8 protein-coding genes are annotated in these 12,639 nt (G+C 69.7%); all 8 read right to left on the minus strand.

Annotated features, from left to right (window positions below; translation table 11 throughout):
• Positions 1-39 precede the first annotated feature (39 nt).
• The 8 genes from ACFY9V_RS02240 to dnaA all read right to left on the minus strand — a co-directional run bounded on the left by ACFY9V_RS02240 (position 40) and on the right by dnaA (position 12,364).
• On the minus strand, positions 40-654 hold the full coding sequence (locus ACFY9V_RS02240) for a DUF3566 domain-containing protein (RefSeq protein ID WP_391042007.1): 615 nt from the start codon (positions 652-654) through the stop codon (positions 40-42).
• A gap of 3 nt (positions 655-657) precedes the next feature.
• Positions 658-3,309, minus strand: a complete 2,652-nt coding sequence (gyrA, locus tag ACFY9V_RS02245; RefSeq protein WP_391042009.1) for a DNA gyrase subunit A — start codon at positions 3,307-3,309, stop codon at positions 658-660.
• Between the two features lie 41 nt (positions 3,310-3,350).
• Positions 3,351-5,351, minus strand: coding sequence for a DNA topoisomerase (ATP-hydrolyzing) subunit B (gyrB, locus tag ACFY9V_RS02250; protein ID WP_355336774.1), 2,001 nt, complete (start codon positions 5,349-5,351; stop codon positions 3,351-3,353).
• 325 nt (positions 5,352-5,676) lie between these two features.
• Entirely contained in the window at positions 5,677-6,291 is a 615-nt protein-coding gene (locus ACFY9V_RS02255) for a DciA family protein (protein WP_391042011.1), read from the minus strand.
• On the minus strand, positions 6,288-7,418 hold the full coding sequence (recF, locus tag ACFY9V_RS02260; RefSeq protein WP_391158831.1) for a DNA replication/repair protein RecF: 1,131 nt from the start codon (positions 7,416-7,418) through the stop codon (positions 6,288-6,290). Before recF ends, ACFY9V_RS02255 begins: the two co-directional genes overlap by 4 nt.
• Positions 7,419-7,470: 52 nt before the next feature.
• Positions 7,471-8,418 (minus strand): phosphogluconate dehydrogenase (NAD(+)-dependent, decarboxylating), encoded by a 948-nt coding sequence (gene gnd, locus ACFY9V_RS02265; RefSeq protein WP_355336773.1) that lies wholly within the window; start codon positions 8,416-8,418, stop codon positions 7,471-7,473.
• Between the two features lie 63 nt (positions 8,419-8,481).
• Positions 8,482-9,612 carry a DNA polymerase III subunit beta gene (gene dnaN, locus ACFY9V_RS02270; RefSeq protein WP_355336671.1) on the minus strand — a complete coding sequence of 377 codons (1,131 nt, stop codon included), beginning with the start codon at positions 9,610-9,612 and terminating at the stop codon, positions 8,482-8,484.
• Positions 9,613-10,423: 811 nt separating this feature from the next.
• Positions 10,424-12,364 (minus strand): chromosomal replication initiator protein DnaA, encoded by a 1,941-nt coding sequence (gene dnaA / locus ACFY9V_RS02275; protein WP_391158832.1) that lies wholly within the window; start codon positions 12,362-12,364, stop codon positions 10,424-10,426.
• Between the last annotated feature and the right edge of the window lie 275 nt (positions 12,365-12,639).

The following is a 12,639-nucleotide window of genomic DNA, read 5'->3' on the forward strand; positions in this document are numbered from 1 at the left end:
TCGGTATCCGCCGCCCCGACCTGCCGCCCTGACGGACGGCTACTCGTCCTCCGCCAGCGTCAGCTCGACACCGCCGACGAAGCCCGCCGAGAGGTTGTAGACGAAGGCGCCGAGCGTGGCCAGCGCGGTGGCCAGGATGACGTCGATCACGGCGATCACACAGGTGATGACCATCACCCGGGAGAGCGACAGGAACGACACCAGGTCGAAGCCGCCGCTGCCGCCCTGCTCGGACGTGGTGGCCTCGCTGATGGTGTCGCCGACGGTGCTGAAGACGCCGATCGCGTCCAGCACCATCCACAGCACAGCCACGGCGATGATCGTGCAGATGCCCAGTGCGATGGAGAGCAGGAAGCTCACCTTCATCACCGACCAGGGATCGGCCTTGGCGATCCGCAGCCGCGCCTTGCGGGTGCGCGGCACCGACCGGGCCGCGGGACGCGGCCTGCGCACCCCCGCGGCGGCGGGCGAACCCGGCGTCGGCGGAGGTGTGGCGGGTGCCGGCGGCGCGTACGCCTGCGCCGGCTGGTGCGGCGGCGGCTGACGCGTGTCAGTCACGGTGTATCCCCCCTCTTGCGGGCCGTTGAGGTTGGCCGAGCCATGGGCACCCCCGGTCCTGCCCGCCCCACCTGCGGCGCCCGTGGCTCCACTCACGGCTTACTCCTCCGCTTCACCGGTCTCGGGCTCCAGGCCCGCGACCGCTCCGTCGTCCTCACCGGCTTCGGCCACGATGGCCGACTCCGGGTCGTCGTCCGCTTCGGCGTTCCGCGCGATGCCGACGACGGCGTCCCGCTTACCGAGGTTGATCAGTTGGACGCCCATGGTGTCACGGCCCGTCTCCCTGACCCCGTTGACCCGCGTACGGATCACCCCACCGCTGAGCGTGATGGCCAGGATCTCATCGGTCTCCTCGACAACCAAAGCGCCGACCAGAGAACCGCGGTCCTCCACGATCTTCGCCGCCTTGATACCGAGTCCGCCGCGCCCCTGGACCCGGTACTCGTCCACCGATGTGCGCTTCGCGTACCCGCCGTCCGTGGCGGTGAACACGAACGTACCGGGCCGGACGACATTCATCGAGAGGAGTTCGTCACCTGGACGGAAACTCATGCCCTTCACGCCCGAGGTGGCGCGGCCCATCGGGCGCAGCGCGTCGTCGGTGGCGGTGAAGCGGATGCACTGCGCCTTACGGCTGACGAGCAGCAGATCGTCCTCCGCGGAGACCAGCTCGGCGCCGATCAGCTCGTCGGAGGTGCCGAGCACCGCGCCCTCGCCGTCCGCGTCGCCGTCCACCGCGCCGGACTCGCGCAGATTGATCGCGATGACACCGCCCGCGCGCGGCGAGTCGTAGTCCTTCAGCGCGGTCTTCTTCACCAGTCCGGCCTTGGTGGCCAGCACCAGGTACGGCGCCGCGTTGTAGTCCTTGATCGCCAGGATCTGGGCGATCCGCTCGTCCGGCTGGAAGGCCAGCAGATTCGCCACGTGCTGGCCGCGCGCGTCCCGCCCGGCGTCCGGCAGCTCGTACGCCTTGGCCCGGTAGACCCGGCCCTTGTTGGTGAAGAACAGCAGCCACTGGTGGGTGGTGGTCACGAAGAAGTGGTCGACGATGTCGTCCTGCTTCAGCTTCGCGCCGCGTACGCCCTTGCCGCCGCGCTTCTGCGACCGGTAGTCCTCGGTCTTGGTGCGCTTGACGTAGCCGCCACGGGTGATCGTGACGACGATGTCCTCCTCGGCGATCAGGTCCTCCATGGACATGTCGCCGTCGAAGGGCACCAGCTTGCTGCGCCGGTCGTCGCCGAACTTGTCGACGATGGCCTGGAGCTCCTCGCTGATGATCTGCCGCTGCTTCTCCGGCGAGGCGAGGATCGCGTTGTACTCGTTGATCTTCTGCTGCAACTCGTCGTGCTCGGCGATGATCTTCTGCCGCTCCAGGGCGGCCAGCCGGCGGAGCTGCATCTCCAGGATCGCGTTGGCCTGGATCTCGTCGATCTGGAGCAGGCCCATCAGGCCCTCGCGCGCGACCTCGACGGTGTCGCTGCGCCGGATCAGCGCGATGACCTCGTCGATCGCGTCCAGCGCCTTGAGCAGACCGCGCAGGATGTGGGCGCGCTCCTCGGCCTTGCGCAGCCGGAAGCGGGTCCGCCGCACGATGACCTCGACCTGGTGGTTCACCCAGTTGCGGATGAACGCGTCCAGCGACAGGGTGCGCGGCACGCCGTCGACCAGCGCCAGCATGTTGGCGCCGAAGTTGGACTGGAGGTCGGTGTGCTTGTACAGGTTGTTCAGCACGACCTTGGCGACCGCGTCCCGCTTGAGGACGATGACCAGCCGCTGGCCGGTGCGCGACGAGGTCTCGTCACGGACGTCGGCGATGCCGCCGATCTTGCCGTCCTTCACCAGGTCGGCGATCTTCTGCGCCAGATTGTCCGGGTTGGTCTGGTACGGCAGCTCGGTGACGACCAGGCACTGCCGGTTCTGGATCTCCTCGACCTCGACGATCGCGCGCATCGTGATCGAGCCGCGGCCCGTACGGTAGGCGTCCTCGATGCCCTTGCGGCCGACGACCAGGGCGCCGGTCGGGAAGTCCGGGCCCTTGATCCGCTCCATGAGGGCGTCGAGCAGCTCCTCGGGCGTGGCGTCCGGGTTGGCCAGGCACCACTGGGCGCCGTCGGCGACCTCGCGCAGATTGTGCGGCGGGATGTTCGTCGCCATGCCGACCGCGATGCCCGCGGAACCGTTGATCAGCAGGTTCGGGAAGCGCGCCGGGAGGACCGTCGGCTCCTGGTTGCGGCCGTCGTAGTTGTCCTGGAGGTCGACGGTCTCCTCGTCGATGTCCCGGACCATCTCCATGGACAGCGGCATCATCTTGCACTCGGTGTACCGCATCGCGGCGGCCGGGTCGTTGCCCGGGGAACCGAAGTTGCCGTTGGAGTCCACCAGCGGCATCCGCATCGACCACGGCTGCGCGAGTCGGACCAGCGCGTCGTAGATCGAGGAGTCACCGTGCGGGTGGTAGGTGCCCATCACGTCGCCGACGACGCGCGCGCACTTGTAGAAGCCCTTCTCGGGCCGGTAGCCGCCGTCGTACATCGCGTACAGCACGCGGCGGTGCACCGGCTTGAGGCCGTCCCGCACGTCCGGCAGCGCGCGCGAGACGATGACGGACATCGCGTAGTCGAGATAGCTGCGCTGCATCTCGGTCTCGAGCCCGACGGGCTCGATGCGCAGGCCACCCGACTCGTTGCGCTCGTCCATCTCGGACGGGGGTACGTCGGGCACAGGGGGAACGTTGGAGGTGTCGTCGGCCATCGCTGTCGATTAGTCCTTTCACACGGCCAGTGGGGGCCGACTCAGATGTCCAGGAACCGGACGTCCTTGGCGTTGCGCTGGATGAAGGAGCGGCGGGCTTCCACGTCCTCGCCCATCAGCACCGAGAACAGGTCGTCGGCCTGGGCCGCGTCGTCGAGCGTGACCTTGCCGAGCACCCGGTGGTCGATGTCCATCGTGGTGACCCGCAGCTCCTCGGCGTTCATCTCGCCCAGACCCTTGAAGCGCTGGATCGAGTCCTCGCGGATGCGCTTGCCGGCCTGCTTGCCGATCTCCACCAGCGCGTCCCGCTCACGGTCGGAGTACGCGTACTCGAAGTCGTCCCGGCCCCACTTGATCTTGTACAGCGGCGGGCGGGAGAGGTAGACGTGCCCGGCCTCGACCAGCGGCCGCATGAAGCGGAACAGGAAGGTCAGCAGCAGGGTGTTGATGTGCTGGCCGTCGACATCGGCGTCCGCCATCAGGATGATCTTGTGATAGCGGAGCTTGGAGATGTCGAAGTCCTCGTGCACACCGGTGCCGAAGGCCGAGATCAGGGCCTGGATCTCGGTGTTCTGGAGGATCTTGTCGATCCTCGCCTTCTCCACGTTGAGGATCTTGCCGCGGATCGGGAGGATCGCCTGGTACTGCGGGTTGCGGCCGGACTTCGCGGAGCCGCCGGCCGAGTCGCCCTCGACGATGAAGATCTCGCACTTCGTCGGGTCGTTGGACTGGCAGTCGCTCAGCTTGCCGGGCAGCGACGCGGACTCCAGCAGCCCCTTGCGGCGGGTCAGGTCCCGCGCCTTGCGGGCCGCGACCCGGGCGGTGGCCGCCTGGATCGACTTGCGGATGATGTCCGCGGCCTCGTTGGGGTTGCGGTCCAGCCAGTCGGTCAGGTGCTCGTGCACGACCTTCTGGACGAACGTCTTCGCCTCGGTGTTGCCCAGCTTCGTCTTCGTCTGGCCCTCGAACTGCGGCTCGCCGAGCTTGACGGAGATGATCGCGGTCAGACCCTCGCGGATGTCCTCGCCCGCCAGGTTGTCGTCCTTCTCCCGGAGGAACTTCTTCTCGCGCGCGTAGCGGTTGACCAGGCCGGTCATCGCCGCGCGGAAGCCCTCCTCGTGCGTGCCGCCCTCGTGCGTGTGGATCGTGTTCGCGAAGCTGTACACACCCTCGCTGTACTGGGTGTTCCACTGCATGGCGACCTCGACCGACAGCAGCCGCTCCTTGTCCTCCGCCTCGATGTCGATGACGGTGGGGTGGATCAGCTCGCCCTTGCGCGAGTTCAGGTACTTCACGTAGTCCACGAGGCCGCCCTCGTAGTGGTACGTGACGGTGAGCGGCTTGCCCTCCTCGTCCACGTGGTCGGCGCGCTCGTCGGTCAGCGAGATCCGCAGGCCCTTGTTGAGGAACGCCATCTCCTGGAAGCGCCGCGACAGCGTCTCGAAGGAGTAGTCGGTGGTCTCGAAGATGTCCGCGTCTGCCCAGAAGGTGACCGTGGTGCCGGTCTCGTCGACCGCCTCGTTCTTCAGCAGCGGCGCCGTCGGCACACCCAGCTTGTAGTCCTGCGTCCAGCGGTGGCCCTCGGTGCGCACCTCGACCGCGACCCGGGAGGACAGCGCGTTGACCACGGAGACGCCGACGCCGTGCAGACCGCCGGAGACCGCGTAACCGCCGCCGCCGAACTTGCCGCCCGCGTGCAGCACCGTCAGCACGACCTCGACGGCCGGCTTGCCCTCGGAGGGGACGATGCCCACCGGGATGCCGCGGCCGTTGTCCACGACGCGCACGCCGCCGTCTTCGAGGATGGTGACGTCGATGGTGTCCGCGTGACCGGCCATCGCCTCGTCGACCGAGTTGTCGACGACCTCCTGGACGAGGTGGTGCAGGCCCCGCTCACCGGTCGAACCGATGTACATACCGGGGCGCTTGCGCACCGCTTCGAGACCCTCGAGCACGGTGATCGCGCTGGCGTCGTAGGACTTGCTGGAATTCTCGTTGGGGTTGCCGGAATCGGCCACGAAGCGCCCTTTCTGGCACAGCACGAGCCGTCTCCCGCGGGGCGGGATCGGCTGCGTCTTCGACATGTTCCGCTGGTGTCCCCCTGTCTGCTGCCAGGGGAGGGCGGTCTGCCTATCAGTCTACCGGTAGCGCCGACATGAATGGGGCTTTGGCGGTACCTGAGTTCCCATGTGCCGTCCCGAACCGCCGCCGCCCGACTCCCTACACGCGGCCCTGGTGCCAAAACCGCTCACACGGGCGTCCAGGGCTTCCGGCTGTCAACCCCCGGCTACGCTGAGCAGGGTCGGCGCGAAGTCGCTACGGGCGCCGTACGAACGCGCTCCCCGCCGTACGCGCACCGGCGCGTTCTCAGCCGTACGTGTCGCCGGGGCCGACGCTGCCGGGGGCGCGCAGCCGTCCGTACGAGCGGGCCGGGCCCGCGGGGCCGAGCACCTTGATCAGCTTCACCGTGCCGTGGCCGAGATCCGCGTTGAGCCGGGCCACCAGGGTCGGCGCCAGCAGCCGGAGCTGGGTCGCCCAGGCGGTCGAGTCGCACTGGACGGTCAGGACCGAGTCCTCCTCGTCGTACCGCGCGGGCGCGCAGTGCAGCGCCACCTCGGGGCCGACGAGCTGCGGCCAGCGGCCCATCACCCCGCCCACCGCGGCCGGGGCCTCCCAGCCGCGCTCGGTGATCAGCCGGTTGATCGCGGCGCCCAGCGGCAGCGGGTCGCGGCCGTCGGCGCGCGCGCCGCTGCGCAGCCCGCCGCGCCTGGCCTGCTTCTTCTGCACGGCCGCCGCGCCACGGGCCCTGGCCTGCTCCTTCGCGGCGCGCAGCGCGACCCGCGCGAGGTCGACGCCGGTCTGCTCGGGGAGCGTGCCGGACGGTGTACCCGCGGGCGCTGCCGGAGCGGTGTCGGCCGCGCCGTCCGCCGGGAGTGCCGTGCCGCCCGCGCCCCTGGCCCGCTTCGCGCCGCGCTCGCTCATACCCGCTCCACCGTCCCCTGCTCCACCGCGAACCGGGCCCCCACCAGGACACCCGGCACATCGTCGTCCACCGCCGCCGTCACCAGCACCTGCTCGCCGGGCGCGACCAGCTCCGCCAGCCGCTCGCGCCGCTTGGTGTCCAGCTCGGCGAAGACGTCGTCCAGCACCAGCACCGGCTCGCCGCCGTCGGAGCACAGCAGTTCGTACGACGCCAGGCGCAGCGCGAGCGCGTACGACCAGGACTCGCCGTGGCTGGCGTAGCCCTTGGCGGGCATCGGGCCGAGCTTGAGCAGCAGGTCGTCGCGGTGCGGCCCGACCAGCGTCACCCCGCGCTCGATCTCCTGCTTGCGCGCCTCGCCCAGCGCCTCCAGCAGCCGCCCGTACAGGTCCTCGCGGCCCTCGGCCCCGGCCATCCTCTCGCCCATCGAGCCCCGGTATTCGAAGCCGACCGGGCCGCCGCCGGGGGCGAGCTGTTCGTACGCCTTGTCGGCCAGCGGCTGGAGCGCGGCCACCAGGTCCAGGCGCTGCGCGAGCAGTTCCGCGCCGACCCGCGCCAGATGCTGGTCCCACACGTCGAGGGTGGACAGATCGCCGCCCTTGCCGCCGTGCCTGCGGGCCATCGCGGCGGACTTCAGCAGGGTGTTGCGCTGCTTGAGCACCCGGTCGTAGTCGCTGCGGACCCCGGCCAGGCGCGGGGTGCGGGCGGTGATCAGCTCGTCGAGGAAGCGGCGGCGCTCGGTCGGGTCGCCCTTGACCAGCGCCAGGTCCTCCGGCGCGAAGAGCACGCTGCGGACGATGCCCAGCAGGTCGCGTGGGCGGCCGGGCGCCGAGCGGTTGATCCGGGCGCGGTTGGCCCGCCCCGGATTGATCTCCAGCTCCACGAGCTGCTGCCGGTCGCCCTGCACGACCTGGGCCCGGACGACCGCGCGCTCGGCGCCCATCCGGACCAGCGGCGCGTCGGTGGAGACCCGGTGGCTGGACAGCGCCGCCAGATAGCCGACGGCCTCGACCAGATTGGTCTTGCCCTGCCCGTTGGGCCCCACGAAAGCGGTGACGCCCGGGTCGAGGGGGACCTCGGCCCGGGCGTAGGAACGGAAGTCGGCGAGCGAAAGGTGCGCTACGTGCATCGCGTGCTGTGGCGCGGGACCGCGCCGACCTCCCTGCTGTCTGGCTTTCGTACTACTCGGCGGCGGTGACCGCGTGCCCGCCGAATTCGTTGCGGAGCGCGGCGATCATCTTCATCTGCGGCGAGTCGTCCTGGCGGGACGAGAACCGGGCGAACAGCGACGCGGTGATGGCGGGCAGCGGCACGGCGTTGTCGATGGCGGCCTCGACCGTCCACCGGCCCTCGCCGGAGTCGTCCGCGTGGCCGCGCAGGGCGCCCAGGTGCTCGTCCTTGTCGAGCGCGTCCACGGCCAGGTCGAGCAGCCAGGAGCGGATGACCGTACCGGACTTCCAGGAGCGGAAGACCTCGCGGACGTCGGTGACCGAGTCCACCGCCTCCAGCAGCTCCCAGCCTTCGGCGTAGGCCTGCATCATCGCGTACTCGATGCCGTTGTGGACCATCTTGGCGAAGTGGCCCGCGCCGACCTTGCCCGCGTGCACGGCGCCGGCGTCGCCCTCGGGCTTGAGCGCGTCGAAGATGGGCTGCGCCTTGGCGACGTCCTCGTCCTTGCCGCCGTACATCAGCGCGTAGCCGTTGGCCAGGCCCCAGACACCGCCGGAGACGCCGCAGTCGACGAAGCCGATGCCCTTGGCCGCCAGCTCGTCGGCGTGCCGCTCGTCGTCCGTCCAGCGGGAGTTGCCGCCGTCCACGACGAGGTCGCCGGGGGAGAGCAGTTCGCCCAGCTCGTCGATGGTCGACTGGGTGGCCGCGCCCGCGGGGACCATGACCCACACCACGCGCGGTCCCTTGAGGGAGTCCACAAGCTCCTGGAGGCTGTGGACGTCGGCGAGATCCGGGTTCCGGTCGTACCCGATGACGGTGTGCCCGCCGCGGCGGATGCGCTCGCGCATGTTGCCGCCCATCTTGCCGAGACCGATGAGACCGAGCTCCATCGCAGATCCTTCGTTCGAAGCGTGTCTGACCTGAGCCGAGCCTACGACGGCCCGCTGTGACCGGCTCAGCCGGACGGTGTGTCCGGCGGGCGGGGGCGGCCCCGGCGGCCGTCAGCCGGCCGCCAACAGCCGTCAGCCGGACAGCCGGACCGGCATGATCAGGTACTTGTACGCGTCGTCCGCCTCGGCGTCGAGCGCGGGACGGCCGCTGAGCAGCGCGGGCTTGGTCGAGGTCGTGAAGGAGAGCTGGGCGACGGCGGAGTCGATCGCGCTGAGGCCGTCGAGCAGGAAGGTCGGGTTGAAGGCGATCGAGATGTCGTCGCCCTCCAGCTTGGCGTCGACGCGCTCCACAGCCTGTGCGTCGTCGCTGGAACCGGCCTCCAGGGTGAGCACGCCCTGCTCGAAGCTGAGCCGCACCGGGGTGTTGCGCTCGGCGACCAGGGCCACGCGCTTGACGGCCTCGACGAACGGCGCGGTCTCGATCACCGCGACCGAGGCGAACTCGGTCGGGAAGAGCGTGCGGTACTTCGGCAGGTCGCCTTCGAGCAGCCGGGTCGTCGTACGGCGACCGGCGCCCTCGAAGCCGATCAGGCCCTCACCGGCGCCGGATCCGGCGAGCGCGATGGAGACGGTGTCTCCGCTGGTGAGCGACTTGGCGGTGTCCAGCAGCGTCTTGGCGGGCACCAGGGCGACGGCGGAGATGTCGGCCTGCTCGGGCTTCCACAGGAACTCGCGGACCGCGAAGCGGTAGCGGTCGGTGGCGGCGAGCGTGACGGTGTCGCCCTCGATCTCGATCCGCACACCGGTGAGCACCGGGAGCGTGTCGTCGCGGCCCGCGGCGATGGCGACCTGGGAGGCGGCGGCGGCGAAGATCTCGCCGGGCACCGTGCCCGAGGCGTCGGGCATCGCGGGCAGCGCCGGGTACTCCTCCACAGGCAGGGTGTGGAGTGTGAACCGCGAGCTGCCGCAGACCACGGTCACGCGGATTCCGTCGGTGGAGATCTCCACCGGGCGGTTGGGCAGGGCCCGCGAGATGTCGGCGAGCAGCCGCCCCGAGACCAGGACCGTGCCCTCCTCCTCGACCTCGGCCTCCACCGACACCCGTGCCGAGACCTCGTAGTCGAAGCCGGAGAGGCTGAGCTTGCCCTCCTCCGCCTTCAGCAGGAGCCCGGCGAGGACGGGCACCGGGGGACGGGCCGGGAGGCTACGGGCTGCCCAAGCCACTGCCTCGGCGAGTACGTCGCGCTCCACCCGGATCTTCACCGGAACCGCCTCCTGCTTGTTGCTGGCTGTCGGGGAACAGTCTGACGCACAGCACCGACAGTCGGTGCGGGTTGGCGTCAAGCCGCGACACGAGCCGCAGGGCGGGTCCGGGCCGAGTTGTGCACACCCCCCGCTTCGAAGCAGGTTCCCATCTATCTCTACGTAGTCGTAGTAATAGGGGTTGTGGATACCGTGGATAAGTGGTTCCGGTGCAGGTCAGACCCTGTTTTTTATCCACCGGGCCTGTGGGCGGGGCATGGGGACAACCAGGGGGTCCTGTGGACGGCCGGAAGTTGTGCACACCCGATTCACAGGTGACCCCGGGTTCTCCCCAGCGCTGTCCCCAGAAATACCCAGGTTCTCCCCAGGCCAACCCACCACCTTGGTGTGACGCCTTTCACTCTTCCGTGGGACCAGGCGCGTTTCGTTGCCGAACAGTGGACAGAGATGTGGAGAAACGATCCCATGCTGTGCACAACGAGCCCCAACCTGTGGGCGAGCGGTGGACAACGCGAAGTGACCCCCAAGAGGTGTCCTTTCTGTCCACAGTCTGTGGATTCGGGTTGCCCACATATCCACACCCGGCTGAGCTGGGCGTACCTCCGTTGCGGCACCCGGCCTGTGGAGACTTTCTGGACAACTCCGGTGTCCCCAGGGTGTGGACGGTCCATTTGCCACAGTCCTGTGGAGAACTGCCCCTCGGCGTACGGGAATCGAACAGGGCGCGGCGCGGCGGACAACGCGAAGCGCCCCGGGAAAGGTCTCCCGGGGCGCTCGGAGGGGCTGTGCGCGGCGCTTCTCCGCGCGCGGCTCAGCTCTTGATGCGGTTGGTCAGCTCCGTCACCTGGTTGTAGATGGAGCGCCGCTCGGCCATCAGGGAGCGGATCTTCCGGTCGGCGTGCATGACCGTGGTGTGGTCGCGGCCGCCGAAGAGCGCGCCGATCTTCGGCAGCGACAGGTCCGTCAGCTCGCGGCACAGGTACATGGCGATCTGCCGGGCGGTGACCAGGACGCGGCTGCGCGAGGAGCCCGACAGGTCGTCCACGGCCAGCCCGAAGTACGCGGCGGTCTCGGCCATGATGGCCGTCCCGCTGATCTCGGGCACCGAGTCCTCGCCGCCGGGGATCAGGTCCTTCAGCACGATCTCGGTGAGCTGGAGGTCGACCGGCTGCCGGTTGAGGCTGGCGAAGGCGGTGACCCGGATGAGCGCGCCCTCCAGCTCGCGGATGTTCCGCGAGATCCGGGACGCGATGAACTCCAGCACCTCGGGCGGGGCGTTGAGCTGCTCCTGCACGGCCTTCTTGCGCAGGATCGCGATCCGGGTCTCCAGCTCGGGCGGCTGGACGTCGGTGATCAGGCCCCACTCGAAGCGGTTGCGGAGCCGGTCCTCCAGGGTGACGAGCTGCTTGGGCGGCCGGTCGGAGGAGAGCACGATCTGCTTGTTGGCGTTGTGCAGGGTGTTGAAGGTGTGGAAGAACTCCTCCTGCGTCGACTCCTTGCTCGCCAGGAACTGGATGTCGTCGACGAGCAGGATGTCCATGTCCCGGTACCGCTTGCGGAACGCGTCCGCCTTGCCGTCCCGGATCGAGTTGATGAACTCGTTGGTGAACTCCTCGGAGCTGACGTACCGCACCCGTGTCCCCGGGTACAGGCTCCGCGCGTAGTGCCCGATCGCGTGCAGCAGGTGCGTCTTGCCGAGCCCCGACTCCCCGTAGATGAAGAGCGGGTTGTACGCCTTGGCCGGGGCCTCGGCGACGGCGACCGCGGCCGCGTGCGCGAAGCGGTTGGACGCGCCGATCACGAAGGTGTCGAAGAGGTACTTGGGATTCAGCCGGGCGGTCGGCTCGACGGCGCCGCCGGAGGAGGAGCCCGATTGGCCCGAGTGGTTCTGGCGGCCCGAGGGGTCGGAGTGCCCGGAAGGCCCCGAGGGCCCGTCGAGCCGGCCGCCCGACAGATTCGGCGACGCGTGCCGCCCGGTGGACTGCTGCTGCTGGTCCGGCCGGCCCTGGCCCTGCTGCCGGTCCTGCTGCTGGTAGCCGCCGGACTGCGGCGCGTAACCGCCCTGTGGGGACTGCGGGTACGCCTGGTGCGGTACGACCGGGTAGCCGTCGTGCGTGTCCTGTCGGTACCGGTGGCTCTGCTGCTCCGGGTACGGCTCGCGGTCCTGGAAGCCGCCGCTGTTCTGCGCGGGCAGGGTCCAACTGTCGGTACGCGGCTGCCGCCAGCCGTCGTCGCTCTGCCGCGGCGGCCACTCGTCGGGGCCCGCGTGCCTGCCCTGGCTCTGCTGCTCGGGGTAGGCGCGGCGCATCCGCATGCCGTCGTCCCCGAGGTCGCCGCCGTGCCGGTCGTCCCGCATGCCGTCGCGGTGGTCGTCGCGCAGCTCGTCCCTGTGGTCCGCGCGGTGCCCGTCGCGGCGGTCGTGCCGCTCGTGCTGCTGCTCGTACGGGTCCTGGTCGTGGTCGGCCGGGGCCGGCTCCTGGTCGCCGCCGGACGCGACGGCGATGGCGATCCCGACAGGGTGACCGAACTCACGGCTCAGCACCTCGGTGATCAGCGGCAGCAGCCGCCCCTCCAGGACGCTCTTGGCGAATTCGTTGGGCGCGGAGAGGACGGCGGTGCCCGCGACCAGGGCCAGCGGCTGGGTGCGCTTGAGCCACTCCGCGTCCTTGGGCTTCAGGTCCTCGCTGTCCACCAGCAGTTTCTGGAGTACGCGCGGCCACACTGCGGCAAGATCGGCGGTTACGTCAGCCACAGGGCACGCTCTCTCGTCGCTTAATGGTGCAAGTGCGGGCAACTCCCGCGAAAGTGTGGTCCTGAAGACAGGCGGGAAGAGTTGGGAGTTCAGCCACGGTAGTCAGGGGGTAGGCGCGGTTCAAGTCGTTGTCCACAGGGTGTGTACAAATGCCGGGCCCGCGACCGCCGGGTTTGACCGGATGGCCTAGCCGCGCGTACCGTATCGAGGTCGAGTTGTCGATGGCTGCTGCCGCCTGCCTACCGATGGGCGAGGGTCTTCCGGAAGTCCCCGGA

It is taken from the genome of Streptomyces sp. NPDC008317, from assembly GCF_042955955.1.
Taxonomy (GTDB): domain Bacteria; phylum Actinomycetota; class Actinomycetes; order Streptomycetales; family Streptomycetaceae; genus Actinacidiphila.